At 53.2% G+C, this 15,129-nt stretch carries 11 protein-coding genes; 10 read left to right on the forward strand and 1 reads right to left on the reverse strand.

All coding sequences use genetic code 11. From position 1 onward, the window contains the following. Positions 1–4: 4 nt before the first annotated feature. From ACIPZF_RS19905 to ACIPZF_RS19940, 8 genes are all read left to right on the forward strand, one after another. On the forward strand, positions 5–1,291 hold the full coding sequence (locus ACIPZF_RS19905; protein WP_400802345.1) for a glycosyltransferase family 4 protein: 1,287 nt from the start codon (positions 5–7) through the stop codon (positions 1,289–1,291). A gap of 109 nt (positions 1,292–1,400) precedes the next feature. After that, positions 1,401–2,537, forward strand: a complete 1,137-nt coding sequence (locus ACIPZF_RS19910; RefSeq protein ID WP_400802347.1) for a polysaccharide pyruvyl transferase family protein — start codon at positions 1,401–1,403, stop codon at positions 2,535–2,537. Positions 2,538–2,643: 106 nt separating this feature from the next. After that, the gene (locus ACIPZF_RS19915; RefSeq protein ID WP_400802349.1) at positions 2,644–3,825 is read left to right on the forward strand and encodes a hypothetical protein; all 1,182 of its coding nucleotides are present in this window, start codon (positions 2,644–2,646) and stop codon (positions 3,823–3,825) included. A gap of 34 nt (positions 3,826–3,859) precedes the next feature. Next, a complete protein-coding gene (gene rfbB, locus ACIPZF_RS19920; protein ID WP_400802351.1) occupies positions 3,860–4,960 on the forward strand; it encodes a dTDP-glucose 4,6-dehydratase in 1,101 nt (366 codons plus the stop codon). Continuing rightward, positions 4,957–5,859: a dTDP-4-dehydrorhamnose reductase gene (gene rfbD, locus ACIPZF_RS19925; RefSeq protein ID WP_400802352.1), complete on the forward strand. Its 903-nt coding sequence runs from the start codon at positions 4,957–4,959 to the stop codon at positions 5,857–5,859. The genes rfbB and rfbD overlap by 4 nt, the downstream gene beginning before the upstream one ends. Positions 5,860–5,871: 12 nt before the next feature. Continuing rightward, on the forward strand, positions 5,872–6,753 hold the full coding sequence (gene rfbA, locus ACIPZF_RS19930; RefSeq protein WP_400802353.1) for a glucose-1-phosphate thymidylyltransferase RfbA: 882 nt from the start codon (positions 5,872–5,874) through the stop codon (positions 6,751–6,753). Next, entirely contained in the window at positions 6,753–7,301 is a 549-nt protein-coding gene (rfbC, locus tag ACIPZF_RS19935; protein WP_400802355.1) for a dTDP-4-dehydrorhamnose 3,5-epimerase, read from the forward strand. Before rfbA ends, rfbC begins: the two co-directional genes overlap by 1 nt. Positions 7,302–7,387: 86 nt before the next feature. Next, positions 7,388–8,320 (forward strand): GSCFA domain-containing protein, encoded by a 933-nt coding sequence (locus tag ACIPZF_RS19940; RefSeq protein WP_400802356.1) that lies wholly within the window; start codon positions 7,388–7,390, stop codon positions 8,318–8,320. A 261-nt stretch (positions 8,321–8,581) separates the two neighbouring features. Here the strand turns inward: ACIPZF_RS19940 and ACIPZF_RS19945 are convergent, their stop codons facing one another. Continuing rightward, positions 8,582–11,302, reverse strand: coding sequence for a hypothetical protein (locus ACIPZF_RS19945; RefSeq protein WP_400802357.1), 2,721 nt, complete (start codon positions 11,300–11,302; stop codon positions 8,582–8,584). Positions 11,303–12,539: 1,237 nt separating this feature from the next. On the opposite strand from ACIPZF_RS19945, the gene ACIPZF_RS19950 reads away from it, so the two are divergent. Together ACIPZF_RS19950 and ACIPZF_RS19955 are read left to right on the forward strand one after the other, a co-directional pair. Then, entirely contained in the window at positions 12,540–13,637 is a 1,098-nt protein-coding gene (locus ACIPZF_RS19950) for an FkbM family methyltransferase (protein WP_400802359.1), read from the forward strand. 151 nt (positions 13,638–13,788) lie between these two features. Next, the gene (locus ACIPZF_RS19955; protein ID WP_400802360.1) at positions 13,789–14,934 is read left to right on the forward strand and encodes an acyltransferase family protein; all 1,146 of its coding nucleotides are present in this window, start codon (positions 13,789–13,791) and stop codon (positions 14,932–14,934) included. Positions 14,935–15,129 lie beyond the last annotated feature (195 nt).

A 15,129-nucleotide genomic window follows, 5' to 3' on the forward strand; every position in this document is an offset into this window, starting at 1 on the left:
TACCATGAGCAAAGAACGCATTCTAGTCCTGGCGCACGGCCACCCCGACTTTAACCTGGGCGGCGGGGAAATTGCCGCCTACAATTTGTTCAAAGCCTTCAAAACTCAGCCTGGTGTGGAGAAAGCTTGGTTCATCGGCCGGGTAGACCGTGGCAATGGCCCAACCGGCAGTTTCAGCTTGCGTAGAGAAGACGAATACCTGTGGGAGCAGTCTCTGGGTAACTCCTTCCTCATCAAGGCTGCTAACGCCCATGCCGTATGGCACGGCTTCCGCGCAATGATCGCCGCGCTGAAACCGACCAAGATTTATGCCCACCACTATTTCCACCTCGGGCTCGAGTACTTCCGGATCATTAAGCAAGAGCTTCCAGACGCTCAACTGATCGTCACACTCCACGAGTACATGGCCATCTGTCACCAGCAAGGCCAAATGGTCAAGGCTGGAAGCAAAAAACTTTGCTATGAATCCTCCATCGATGACTGCCATCGATGCCTCCCAGCTTTCAGCCGAGAACAGTTCTGGTTGCGAGAAATGTTCATTAAAGAACACTTCGAGTTCGTTGACCATTTTGTTTCTCCCTCTGAATTCCTGCGCCAGCGCTACATTGCCTGGGGCCTAGATCCTCAAAAGATTACCGTCATCGAAAACGGGCAGGAAGAAGCTGAGCCGCTGCCACCAAGGGCGACTGACTCGCAGCGCAATCGATTTGGCTTCTTTGGGCAAATCAATGAGTTCAAGGGAGCGGATCTTTTGCTGGAAGCTATTTCCAGGCTCACGCCAAAACAGAGAAAACGCCTCGTGGTTGAATTCCACGGTGCCAATCTTGAACATCAGTCGCATGAGTTCCAGCAGAAGATCAGAGCACTGATGGACCCGCTGATCGCCGAAGGCTGTGTTCGCTGGGCTGGCCCTTATCAAGCCTCGCAGCTCAAGAGTAGGCTATCGAAAATCGACTGGGTGCTCGTCCCTTCGATCTGGTGGGAGAACTCACCGATGGTCATTCAGGAAGCGTTCATCCATGGACGACCCGTCATCTGTGCAAACATCGGCGGCATGGCCGAGAAAGTGACACACGCCGTCAATGGCCTGCACTTCGAAGCGCGCAACCCCATCGACCTGGCCGACACGCTTCTAGAGGCCGCGACTTCCGATGGGTTGTGGGAAACCCTGCAGAATGGCATTGAGAGGCCGATCAGTTACACTGAGTGCGCTGTCGAGCACCTAAACATTGTAATGAAGGTTAATAGTACGAGCCGAAAAATCCCTGTCAGGGCCTTGTCAAACGCATAAGCGCTCGCAGTGAAGAGCGAAACGACGCTGGTCGTTTCGCCAAATATCGATGTAATGCAGTGGAAAACCAGGTGTTTTACCACTGCGCAGAATGACTACGGAGACCAGCATGCCAAGCATTTTCACCTACGGCCTGAATGAATCGGTGGCGGCATCTCATAGCATAGCTACGAATGACCTGTATAACCTAGTTGGCCATAATACTGGCAATCTGGCCTTCCATTACGCTATCAACCGTCTTATTGGCAGCGTGCCTAGAACGGCGCCGTGGAGCTCAACCCCCGAGTTCGTAAACTCCCTAGGCGATATTGGCATCATGCCATGTGCAAATCAGTTGGGTCCTCACATGAACATGGGAGGGATGGCAAATGCCTTCCAGCAGTTCAAACCCAATTTCCTGGCGATTGGCCTCGGTGCTCAAGGTGGCGTAAGCCACGATGACATCCCCGAGCTTCCAGCAGGCACACTAGCTTGGCTGGATGCACTGGTAGCACGTGCAGCCTCAAGTAAACCTAACATTACGGTGCGTGGCGATTACACCTTGCGCGTACTCGACCACTATGGTTTTGGTGATAAAGCCGTCTCGCTTGGCTGCCCCTCATTGTTGATCAACAAATCTGCCGATCACGGTGTCCGTTTGCAGGAGCGCTACAAAAACAAGATCAGCAAGGTCGCTATCGCAGCAGGGCATCCTAATTGGAAGGCTATGAGCGTATTGGAAGCTTCATTGGTCCGCATCATGGAAGACACCAACGGCATGTACATCGTCCAAGCGACGGATGAGGCCGTAGCGCTGTCGCGTAACGACTTCAACTTGGTAAATCCTGAATACATTACAAAATTGAAGAACTACTTAAAGCTGAACCTCAGTGACGACCAGTTCATTCAATGGATCCGCAAGTATTTCATTTCCTTCTACAACATTCCGGCGTGGATGGAATACTTGAGACGCTTTGACTTCATAGTCGGCGCCCGTATTCATGGGGTTATGCTTGCCATACAGGCGGGTGTTCCAGGCCTTTGCATCGCTCACGATTCGCGCATCCGCGAACTATGCGAAAAATGCATGATTCCTTATGTCATGGCTAACGACGTAAAAGGCGGCATCACACTGGAGGACCTTCCACACCTGGCCGGCTTCGATGGCAAGGCATTCGATCAAAACAGGGCAAGCATCGCGGAAGAATATCAGACGTTCTTCGCCAATAATGGTTTGCCTCTCCGACAAGGCAATATTCTGCTCTAAGTCATCAAGGGCTGGCGGTGTATTCCAGAGTCGTGGCTACCAGCCTTCACTGAAGGGGGCAGCCCCCAGCTGGCGTTATAATGCAAGAAACCAAGGAGGTTCACTCATGCTAAACACGCTAAAAGCGCTGTTATCGATAGCATTATTTATACCTCTTACGGCATTGGGGGCTCCAGCACCGGTACGCGTTGACGTTCTGCCTGGTAATCCAGAGATAGTTTTCAAGTGGAATAAAGACCGCTGTTTCGACGAAAACATTCCCGATTCCGCAGCCCGGGCTTTTCGCGTCAACAGCGAACAGGTCCAGCTTTATGCGACCCATTTCAAAAACGTTCCTTTCGTTGGATCGACGCTGGACGACGTTAAACCTGCGTGCCACACACAATTCGCCGCTACTTTCGATGCCAAGCCTGAAAACTATGATGCTCGTATCTGGCTGCAATCATTCTATAGCACCGGGATGGGCAAAGATGTCTACAGCCTGGGCAGTTCCGACTATCATGGAAAGTGGTTCGGAAAATGCACACTAAAAAAGAGCTCAAACCACGACTGCTGGATGAGTGCAATTGTATTGGCGCGATCCACTGATGGAGGGCAGACTTTTTCGACAGCCTCCCCTCCAAAACACATTGTCGCCAACTCCCCAGAAAAATACTCTTCCCATCAAAGAGGAAGTGCTGGTTTTCTCACGACCTCCAATATCGTGAAAGTTGACCAGCACTTCTACTCTTTGTTCTATGCCAGCGCTTTCAAAAACCAAACTGGTGGCAACTGCTTAGCGAGAACAGACAATCTTGCTGACCCACGTTCGTGGCACGCCTGGGATGGCGATAACTTTGATCAACCGCTCTATAATGCGTCAGGGTCGGCGCATGGGGGCCGCACATGCACCCCGCTGGCAAACTTGCCATACAAGATTCGCAGCTTACTTTGGCACGCGCCGAGCCACGGCTACGTTGCAACCTTTGAGAAAACGATGCGAATCAAGGACCCGTCGCCGAGAACAGATGTAACATTCGGTTTTGCTTGGTCTAGGGACCTGAAGGTCTGGAGCGACCCGGTAGCCATTACCACATTGAAGGGTGCAAGCAACTGCAGTACCCCTCAAGTCGCCGGCGCTTATCCGTCGATCATCGACAGTCAATCCTCAGACATAAATTTCGGCACCGTCGACGATCACGCCTATCTTTACTACACAAAGTTCAACCTACAAGCTAATTGCCGCCTAACACTGGACAGAGATCTGGTCAGAATTCCTATCCGGGTACGCTTGATCTCCAGTCGTTAGTGCGATCCGTTTCAATAATTTCACGAGAGATATCATGATCTTAGTAACAGGTGGCGCCGGCTTCATCGGCTCGAATTTCGTGCTTCAATGGTGCGCCCAAAACGAGGAACACGTCCTCAATCTCGACGCTCTGACCTACGCCGGCAACCTCGCCAACCTGCAATCGCTGGAAGGCAACGCTCAGCATCATTTCATCCAAGGCAACATTTGCGATGCAGATCTGTTGGCAAAACTATTTGCCGAGCATCGCCCCCGTGCAGTGGTGCATTTCGCTGCCGAGTCCCACGTAGACCGCTCTATCACCGGCCCAGAAGCCTTCGTCGAAACCAACGTAGTCGGTACCTTCCGTCTCTTGGAAGCCGCCCGGGTACACTGGAATACCCTCGAAGGTGCAGAAAAAGAAGCCTTCCGCTTCCTCCACGTTTCCACGGACGAGGTCTACGGCACCCTGGCGCCGAACGACCCCGCCTTCACCGAAACCACGCCCTACGCCCCCAACAGCCCGTACTCAGCGAGCAAGGCTGCCAGTGACCACCTGGTGCGCTCTTACTTCCATACCTACGGCATGCCGGTGCTCACCACCAATTGCTCGAACAACTATGGCCCGTTCCATTTCCCGGAAAAGCTGATTCCACTGATGATCGTCAACGCCCTGGCCGGCAAGGCCCTGCCTGTCTATGGCGACGGCCAGCAGATCCGCGACTGGCTGTATGTTGAAGACCATTGCTCGGGCATTCGTCGCGTCCTGGAAGCTGGCGCGTTCGGTGAGACCTACAATATCGGTGGCTGGAACGAAAAGGCCAACATCGACATCGTCAAAACCCTTTGCGGATTGCTCGACGAGATGGCACCTCCTGCTGATCGCCAGGTGATCAACCAGACGACTGGAAAGCCAGTTGAGAACTATGCCGAGCTGATCACCTATGTGACCGACCGTCCGGGCCATGATCGTCGCTACGCGATCGACGCCCGCAAGATTGAGCGCGAACTCGGCTGGAAACCTGCAGAGACCTTCGATACCGGTATCCGCAAGACCGTCGCCTGGTACCTCGCCAATCAGGACTGGGTGAAGGGTGTCATGGACGGGAGTTACCGTGACTGGGTAGCGAAACAATATGGGGCGAGCGAAGCGTGAAGATACTGCTGCTGGGCAAGAATGGTCAGGTAGGCTGGGAGCTGCAACGCGCACTGGCCCCGCTCGGCGAAGTGGTCGCACTGGATCGCCAGGGCGCCGATGGCTTGTGCGGCGACTTGGCCGACCTTGATGGCTTGGCTTGCACTGTCCGCCAACTGGCCCCTGACGTAATCGTCAATGCGGCGGCCTATACCGCAGTGGACAAGGCCGAAAGCGATCAGACTCTGGCCGCGCGTATCAATGCCGAGGCACCCGGCGTCTTGGCACGTGAGGCGGCAGAGCTGGGTGCATGGCTGATCCACTACTCCACCGATTACATATTCGATGGAAGTGGCCAGTCGCGCTGGCAGGAAGATGACCGTACAGGCCCATTGTCGGTGTACGGTCGCACCAAACTTGAGGGTGAGCACGCCATCGAGGCGAGCGGCGCTCGCGCCATAGTGCTGCGCACCAGCTGGGTATATGCAGCGCGCGGCCAGAACTTTGCCAAGACAATGTTGCGACTGGCTGCGGAGCGCGAGACGCTGAACGTGGTAGCGGACCAGTTTGGCGCCCCTACTGGTGCGGACCTCATCGCTGATGTGACCGCACATGTTCTACGCCAGGTTATCGGAGAGAATGGCGCTGAGCAGTTGGCCGGCACTTACCACTTGGCGGCAGCAGGCGAAACCAGCTGGCATGGCTTTGCCCAGTTCGTACTGGCACATGCGAGCCATAAAGGTGTTGCGCTGAAGGTTGCTGCCGAGCAGGTGGGGGCAATCAGCACTGAGGCCTACCCGGTACCTGCGCCCCGGCCGCGCAATTCCCGCCTGCATTTGGGTAAACTTGAAAGCACTTTCAAATTGAAGATGCCGCTTTGGCAGCAAGGCGTGCAGCGTATGTTGGACGAAACTCTTTAAATAGGGACTCCCATGGCTCGTAAAGGAATTATTCTGGCAGGCGGTTCGGGCACACGCCTGCACCCCGCCACACTGTCGGTTTCGAAGCAATTGTTGCCGGTATATGACAAACCGATGATCTACTACCCGCTCAGCACTTTGCTGCTGGCCGGGATTCGGGACATTCTGGTCATCTCCACGCCGCAGGACACGCCGCGCTTCGAGCAACTGCTGGGTGATGGCAGTCAGTGGGGTCTTAACCTTACCTACGCGGTGCAGCCAAGTCCGGATGGGCTGGCACAGGCATTTACCATCGGTGCCGATTTCATCGGTAACGATACGTCGGCCCTGGTGCTGGGCGACAACATTTTTTACGGCCACGACTTCCAGTCGCTGCTGCTCAATGCTGGCCGAGTTGAAACCGGCGCATCGGTATTTGCATATCACGTTAACGACCCGGAGCGGTATGGCGTAGCCGAGTTCGATGCCTCAGGACGTGTTCTGTCGCTTGAAGAAAAGCCCAAAGTGCCAAAATCCAACTACGCGGTAACCGGCCTGTACTTTTACGACAACCAGGTTGTGGACCTAGCTCGCGGTCTGAAACCGTCCGCCCGTGGCGAGCTGGAAATCACCGATCTCAACAACCTGTACCTTCACCAGGAACAACTGCAAGTGGAGATCATGGGTCGAGGCTATGCATGGCTGGATACTGGCACTCACGACAGCCTGCTGGACGCCAGTCAATACATTGCGACCATGGAGCGACGCCAAGGCCTCAAAGTCGCATGCCCTGAAGAGATCTGTTTCCGCGCCGGTTGGATCGATGCTGAACAGCTCGAGCGTCTGGCCCAACCATTGCTCAAGAACGGTTACGGGCAGTATCTGAAAAACTTGCTTACAGACAAGGCCTATTGATGCACGCTATTCCTTTGGCAATCCCCGATGTCTTCCTGTTCACCCCTAAGGTATTCGGTGATGCGCGCGGATTTTTTTATGAAAGCTTCAATTCCAACGTCTTTAGCGAAGTTACTGGCCAGCGTCCCGATTTCGTCCAAGACAATCACTCGCGTTCAGTGAAAGGTGTGCTGCGCGGGCTGCACTACCAGTTGCCACCGCATGCGCAGGGTAAACTCGTACGCGTGGTACAGGGCGAGGTGTTCGATGTGGCGGTGGATATCCGACGCTCCTCTCCTACTTTTGGGAAATGGGTCGGGGCAGTATTGTCGGCCGAGAACAATAACCAGCTTTGGATTCCACCAGGGTTTGCGCACGGTTTTATCACCTTGAGTGAGACGGCAGAATTCCTTTACAAGACCACCGACTTCTACTCGCCAGGTAGCGAGCGCTGTATTGCTTGGAACGACCAAGACATTGGAATTGAGTGGCCAATTGACTCCCCTCCCTGCTTATCCGAAAAAGATAGTATAGGCCTTACACTAAATAACGCCGACTTATTTGACTAAATACATTAAACAAGACGGGTGCTCGAATATCAGCACCCCTTGCTCAAAAATTTTCTTACAACTTAAAGTTACTCGGGAAATTGCCAATGAAACTCAGCGGGCAGGAAGCATTCGAAACAGCCAAGAAAAATCACAACCGCCTAATGCAACCATGGTCCGCCTCGCGGAGCAATTACCCAACCATTCCGCATAATCCAAAATTCAAATTACCCTCTACCGGAAAATACTTCACAATCGGCTCATGCTTCGCACGAAATATTGAGAACTCGCTGCGAGCTACAGGCATTGATGTTCTCAGCACAGTCGACAAGCTACCCGGCGACTTTTTCGAAATCGGGGGCGAGGCGCGCTCTGGCTACCAGAATGTTTATACACCAGGCTCTATTTTGGAAGCCATAAAGCTAGCGACTACACAGACGCCGCACAATGGCATCGTAGGCGCCAGCGACAAGTCAATCGACTTGCTGACCTCCGGCTTAAAGCCTATGGATATGGATACCGTAAAAGGTATTAGAGACAGCCTCGTAAGCATGTATCGGAAACTTCCGGAAGCTGACGCGCTGATTCTCACGCTTGGATATAATGAATCCTGGTATCACACACCCTCTGCATGCTATATCAATCGGACCCCCTCACATGTTATGTTGAGAAGGCTCATTGACGAATTCGAGTTCGAACTACTCGATTACGCAACATCACTGAATCTTATCGAACGCGCCATCCAACTGGTGAACGAGATCGCTCCTAACTGCAAGATTATCCTTACAGTTTCCCCCGTCCCATTGAGTGCGACATTCTCAAACAAAGATATCGTATCAGCCAATCAGCTGTCGAAATCCACCCTTCGTATTGTTGCCTCAACCCTGTCCGACAAGTACAGCCACGTCGACTATTTTCCTAGCTACGAGATAATCATGAACTCCGAGCGCGCTCAAACGTTCTTGGAGGATGGCATCCATGTCAGATCAGAAGCGGTTGACAATGTGATTCGGCAATTCAAACATCTGTACCTGGATTAAACAAAATTACGAGCAAGCGTGGTATCAGCGAGCCAGAGCATAACAAACTCAAAAAATAAGTCATACTAGGCTGTGTACGAAATAGCTTGAAACGTAGGTTAGGCAAGGCAAAAACCGGCGAGGAAACGGAGTTGACTGGTTGTCAATGAGCATTCCGAGCCGGTCTTTAACGCAGCATAACCAAGTTCCAACCTATTTCGTACATAGCCTAGGGAGGCTCAATGCACCTGAGACATTGAGCCCGCACCTCTCACTTGACTATCAAAGGACAAAGTCCGATAGCGTTAAATTTGAAACCCCAACGAGTTGAATAGCAAAATCTGGACCATTGTCCGCATTGGCATTACCATAAAGCATGCCCCCTGCAAACTTCAATTGCCCAGGCAAAGTGAATGCGTCTCCACTACCTATTAATACATTAAATGCGTCATTGACACTTGTAGCAGTATTTGCATCGAACGCAGACAAATCGATTTTATCTTTACCGTGTTCAAAATCGGTAATCACATCCCAGGTATTGCTAGCAATCCCCGTCTCACCGAACGAATTAAAACTGAATATGTCATTCCCACTCCCTCCAGTGAGAATATCCTTACCTGCTCCACCGACCAGACGATCATTACCACCCCCTCCCCAAAGCGTGTCATCACCTGACCCACCATTGAGCATGTTATCTGCTCTGTTGCCTGACAATGCATTGTCCAGGCGATTACCCGTACCATTGATCGCTAAATCTCCGTAGAGCACGAGATTTTCCTGGTTTTCCCCAAGCGTGCGGCTGACGCTCGAAACAACCGTATCAATACCGGCGCCATTCATTTCGAGAACCACATCCCTGCCACTATCTACGTAGTAGGTATCGTCACCCTGGCCGCCGACCATTGTATCTGCCCCAGATCCGCCGTTGAGCACATTATTCCCACTGTTACCCTTCAATATATTATCCAGGTTATTGCCCGTGGCATTCAGAGAAGTATTACCAGAAAGCGTAAGATTTTCCTGGTTATCTCCCAAGGTGCGACTCACACTCGCAATCACTGTGTCGATACCACCATTGGCGTACTCGACAACAATGTCCCTACCGCTGTCGACATGGTACGTATCGTTACCTAGTCCACCGGTCATCGTGTCCGCCCCGGCGCCTCCGATAAGCACGTTATCGCCACGGTTGCCCGTCAATTTATTGTCCAAGCTATTACCAGTACCATTCAGCGAAATAGCACCGGACAAAATCAGATTTTCTTGATAATCACCTAACGTGCGGCTGACACTAGAAATAATAGTATCGATACCGCTATTAGCGAATTCGACGACAATATCTTTCCCACTATCGACATAATAAGTGTCGTCACCCAAACCGCCAATCATTCTATCGGCTCCAGCCGCGCCATTCAGCACGTTATCGGAACCATTGCCCGTTAGAGTATTATCCAGTCCATTACCGCTTCCGTTGAGTACCGCAGTGCCAGTAAGGATGAGGTTTTCCTGATTCGCGCCCAAGGTACGACTTACACTGGAAATTACGGTATCAATGCCACCCGCAGAGGCTTCAACAACCATATCCTTACCACTATCGACATAGTAAGTGTCATGACCCAAGCCGCCAATTAGTTTATCTGCCCCTACTCCGCCGTCAAGAATATCGTTTCCATCTCCGCCTTCCAATACGTCATCGCCGCCCACCCCATACAACTTATCATTGCCGTCGCCACCCCATACCCAATCATCAGTTTCACGACCGATGAAGTAGTCATCCGCTGGCGTCAGCGCAGACTTGCTGGCGACCAGCCTGACGCTGGTATTAACCCCCAACTCCGCCAACTCGCTCGCCAAATAGATTCTAGAGTTACCCTGGAAATCCTCAATGACCACACTAGTAATACTATAAACTCCAAGCGGATTGGTTGCCGCCGGAAACCAAGTTTGCGCAGAGTACCCATCCCCCCATGAGTCAAAGCTTCCTTGATTGTATAAAAGTGCGCTAAAAGATATTGCATCACCTCCTTGAGAATACGAATAAGCAAAACTTTTATCAAACCAAACCTGAAGACTCTTCACCCCAGATTGATCATCCACCACCGATGCAGCCACTGTGAGCCCAGCACTATCCGCCGAGATATCAACCACTCCAGGAACAACCAATGAAAGCAATTTTGGCGGCGTTACATCAGGCTTAGAGCCCTTGAAGTCAATGCTAGTATTCACCCCCAACTCTGCCAACTCACCTGCTGTGTAAACCTGCACATTACCTTGAAAATCTTCAACCACAACGCGAGTTACATTATAAGTACCCGCTAAATTATTCTGCGAAACATACATAACCTGCGACGAAAAGCCATCGTCGAAAGAGTCAAAGCTGCCCTGATTATAAATTAGATTAGTGTAAGAACTTGAACTAGCATCCTCAAAATACGAATAAGAAAACTCCTTATCGAACCAAACCTGTAAATTTTTTATGCCTGAGATATCATCTGTCACGGCAGCAGTAATTTCCAACCCCACCGCTCCAGATGAAAGATCTACCTCCCTAGGAATGAGCAATGACAATAGTTTCGGTGGCGTGACATCGGGCATAGAATTCACAAAAGCGATGCTGGTATTCGCGCCCATATTCATCAATTCAGCCGCAGAATAGGACCTCGTATTACCCTGAAAATCTTCAACCACAACACTGACAACATTATAGGCGCCGGATAAATTGCTAGCCGCAACGAACCACGTTTGCGAAGAGCTGCCATCCGACCACGCATCATAACTCCCCTGGTTATATAGGAGATTCAGGTAGGTGTTATAACTACCCCCGCTGGTATAGCCGTATGAAAAACTCTTGTCAAACCACACCTGCATGCTCTTGACGCCTGCCCCCTCATCAGAGACAGACGCACCGACTGTCAACATGCCAACACCAGAGGACAGATCGACTTTATTGGGAATAATTAAGGAAACGAGATGGGGTGCAAAATCATCGGCAGCGAGGCTCATCATATTTCATCCATAAATTAGGAAGCTTCATTCGTGTTTAGCCCCCAGCGCCTTTGAAAATACGCGTTGCTTTGAACGGTGCCGGAGGTCGACCAAATCCTACCGAAAGACATCTGGACGGCCAAGACAAATCAGTGGCAACTTGCCATTATCACCACTGCATTCCCGGCATGTACACGTTTCACAATTTTCCAGTCGATCTAGACCACGGGAACCGCAAGAGCACTGGCGGAACATTGACTTCACACTCGATTAGCGCGCGCTTCAGTTACCGGCACAGTCAGGCACCGTGGTTCAATTGCTACTTGAGGTGGAGAAGCCTTCGGCGTCTGCTGGGTATCATAGCGGCTGCCGGTTAACCCTAGCCGTTTCGGTGCCCCTATTGACCGCCAGAAATGGGGTAGAGGCAAACGAGCTCGGGCTGCTGCGCCCCCCTAACCATGCCGCGATTGCTTGATCCTTGCCCAGCGACAGGGTATCTACCATGCCGAACTCGATAGCGCATACCATTGCCAGGCACGGGCTGAATGAGAAGCTACTGCAAAGCGATCTGGACACACTTCAGGCAGTAATACTCAACCAACCCGTTGAATGCTGTCCACTAAGGCTTAAGTGATGTGCAGCCTGGGCTGGCCACTTCGCGGGTAAACCCGCTCCCACCGGGATCGCCGCAGACCTCAGGTTTACGCTGCGGATGTACGCCGGAAAAAGCCTGTGCAGGCTGCGTAACGTTCAGGGAGATTGAACAATGACTACAGCCACCACGCTTTCTGAATCGAGCCCGGCATTCCCTGCCTGCACGCTCGCGAGCAGGCATCCGAGCTGATGGGCTCTGCGCAGGAACTCTCCATCAGCGGTTTGATGGATAAAAACCCAGCCACCGATCCATCTCGGCGTGGATCCCAACTCGCATGACCTGGCCAGACGGAATGACGATCGGTTGATAGCGCGCTACTCCGTTTCCGGTAAAACAACCTGGGCACACTTGGGTGCAGAGGGCGATTGATACTCCAGTCCCGGCTCATAGCCAAAAACTGGCGAATCCACACCTCCGTGCCAAACTAGCTGTCGGAACTTCAAATGGCGTCAAAGTGCTGTTCTGTTTCTACCGTGCTCCATCCTTCCCTGAGGGATCGACATCCGTGCGTAGTTGACTTGCACCACTGCGGTAACCCACACCCAGCAGTCTCGCCTGGCGCGAGTGGATGACTTACAAATCATCACAGGTAAGTTCGACATGGACATGATATTGCGCGAGGCGCTCACCGATAATCAGGTCTACCTGGGCATCCAGCTGGCCGACCTTCAACTGCTGGACAAGTATGCTGCCCCCGACGCGCGTCCTGCCCAAGGCTTTTACACCGACTTTTCGGGGGTCAGAACCCGCTTGTCGTTCTTCGGTATCGATAGCCACCCAGGGGAACAGCATGTAGGCAGAATCCCCTTCCCCGATGACGCCCTGCATGCCGAGGCCATCGAGTACATCGCAGCACTCGTGGCGCTGGAGCAGGCCAGGGACAGTTTCACGGTCGTCGAGCTGGGCGCCGGTTATGGCCCTTGGCTGGTATTTGCGGCAAAAGCAGCCCAGCAGCGCGGTATCGCTCATATCAACCTGCTTGCCGTGGAAGCGGACCTGCAGCGCCATGAACTGTTTTTCACCAACCTGCGCGACAATGGCCTTCCGTTGCCAGCAGACCCGGTGCCCGCCGCCACCGCTAACGCAAGCAACGTCCAGGTACGCTGTATTCACGGAGCAATTGCCGATGTCGACGGCAAGCTGTCATTCGGTTCGCAAAGTCTGCTGGACTGGGGGGCAGCACCCATCACCGATGGCGGTACCGAGGATTACCGCGGCATCACCGTCGAGGCCGAAGAAATCGATGCCTATTCGATTGGAACGGTACTCGCCGACCTGGCCGAAGTGGACTTCATGCACATGGACATCCAGGGTTTCGAGCTCAAGGCCATTCGCGCCGCCCTCGACGCCTTGCAGCGAAAGGTACGTGTGCTGCTGGTCGCGACACACAGCCGGGCACTGGAGGGTGGCATCATCGACCTGCTCCACGACAATGGCTGGAAGCTGCTCTACGAGAAGCCCTGCAAGTTCACCCCCGGCAGTGGCATCGATCTTACGGCCCTCACTTACCTTGATGGTACCCAGGTATGGGTCAATACCCGCTTCGGCAGCCCGGCTCAGCCACAGTCCGCCGTCGAACAACCCTCTGCGCACCCGGCGGAATGCGTGCACAAACAACGCCTCGATGCGGTTTATCGCTCTACCAGTTGGCGAATTACCGGGCCGATACGCTGGCTGAAAACGCAACTGACGGGTTGACGCCCCTGCGTAAGCGCAACGCTGAGTCGCGCTGACGCGCTACCTGGACGATGGGGCTGTGTCGACAACAACCGAGGCAAGGGAAGGCGGCCAATTGCTTCTCCTGTGATGGCTCTCTAGCTACAATAGCGCCACTATCAGGAGAACACACATGCAGCAACCTTCAGACAGGGCTTTGTTCGCCAACCAACTCAGGGGCTTGGCGATCGTTGCCGTCATCATCGTACATTGGTGCGGCATCTATTGGTTTGCCCGTGACACGGTTGCGTCCTACATCCACGCGCCGGTGGTGGAAGGTCCTTCTTCGAGCATGATTTATTTCCTGACCATCCCGACATTCAACTACGGGCCGTTCGGCGTTTCAGTGTTCTTCCTGATCAGCGGCTTTGTCATCCCGTTCTCTCTGAACCGCCTTGCACCCAGGCAGTTCCTCGTGGCGCGCTTCCTGCGCATTTACCCCACCTATATCGTCGGTTCGCTGGTGATGCTGGCACTGGTCTACCTCTCCAGCCGTTACTGGGGTCAGGCGTTTTCCATGCCGATGGACCGTCTGCTGGCCAACCTGATGCTGATTCAGGGGAACGTGGCGCAGCCGACCATCGATCTGGTCAACTGGACGCTGTCCGTCGAGATCAAGTTCTACATAATCGCAGCCGTGCTCTACGGTGCGATCAAAACGGGCAATGCCTACCCAATATTCCTGTTCGCTGCGGCCGTACTGGGTATCAGTGAGGCCTCTGCAACCGTTGCCAGCATTACTCATATGAGTCCGGGCCTGATCGAGTCGCTCAAAACCGAGCTCATGTGTGTGATCTTCATGTTTATCGGCACAGGCTTCTATCATCACTACACCGGTACCTACTCCACCCGTCAGCTGGCTACCTATACCGCGATTCTGATGATCCTGTTCCTGCTCTGCGGGCCACACACCGGCTGGCGCGAGCAAATTCCCACCGTGCCGCAGAACTATCTCTACGGTTTCATCGTGTTTACCTTCAGCTACCTGTTCCGTGGCTATTTCAGGCCCTTCGCACCGTTGGACTTCATTGCGAACATCAGCTATTCGATCTACGTGCTGCACTCGATCATCGGCTATCTCTCCATCCGGATCCTCATGGACCAGGGGCTATCGTTCCCGGTGTCTGGGCTGCTGACGCTGATTTTCGTAGTGGCGCTATCCTATGCGCTGCATCGCCTGGTAGAAGTGCCGACCATGCACTTGGGCAAGCGGCTGTTCAAAAAGAAGCCGACACAGGCCGAAGCCCAGTCCGCTGCGGGCGTTGAAGCAGCCCAGTAAGCGAGCAGGCCCTCCAGGGCCTGTTAGCTCGGAGCGCTGGCCTAGGCGCGGATAGATGATGCCGAGGCCGGGAGGGCGCAGTGACTGCCAGCCCTTGAACCACACAATCGAGCATACCCCGCAGGCTACACTGCCTGCGCGGCGCTGCATTGACAGCCTTGAGCCGGCAATGACAGCATTTCGACTTTACCCGCC

Origin of the sequence: Pseudomonas sp. NPDC089752 (assembly GCF_044748725.1) — a bacterium.
Lineage (GTDB): Bacteria > Pseudomonadota > Gammaproteobacteria > Pseudomonadales > Pseudomonadaceae > Aquipseudomonas.

Bases quoted from the DNA above. Each gene is read 5' to 3' on its own strand.
- ACIPZF_RS19905 (WP_400802345.1), top strand. From the start codon at position 5: ATGAGCAAAGAACGCATTCTAGTCCTGGCGCACGGCCACCCCGACTTT.
- rfbC (WP_400802355.1), top strand. From the start codon at position 6,753: ATGCACGCTATTCCTTTGGCAATCCCCGATGTCTTCCTGTTCACCCCT.
- ACIPZF_RS19915 (WP_400802349.1), top strand. From the start codon at position 2,644: ATGCTAAACACGCTAAAAGCGCTGTTATCGATAGCATTATTTATACCT.
- ACIPZF_RS19955 (WP_400802360.1), top strand. From the start codon at position 13,789: ATGCAGCAACCTTCAGACAGGGCTTTGTTCGCCAACCAACTCAGGGGC.
- rfbA (WP_400802353.1), top strand. From the start codon at position 5,872: ATGGCTCGTAAAGGAATTATTCTGGCAGGCGGTTCGGGCACACGCCTG.
- rfbB (WP_400802351.1), top strand. From the start codon at position 3,860: ATGATCTTAGTAACAGGTGGCGCCGGCTTCATCGGCTCGAATTTCGTG.
- ACIPZF_RS19910 (WP_400802347.1), top strand. From the start codon at position 1,401: ATGCCAAGCATTTTCACCTACGGCCTGAATGAATCGGTGGCGGCATCT.
- ACIPZF_RS19945 (WP_400802357.1), bottom strand. From the start codon at position 11,302: ATGAGCCTCGCTGCCGATGATTTTGCACCCCATCTCGTTTCCTTAATT.
- ACIPZF_RS19940 (WP_400802356.1), top strand. From the start codon at position 7,388: ATGAAACTCAGCGGGCAGGAAGCATTCGAAACAGCCAAGAAAAATCAC.
- ACIPZF_RS19950 (WP_400802359.1), top strand. From the start codon at position 12,540: ATGGACATGATATTGCGCGAGGCGCTCACCGATAATCAGGTCTACCTG.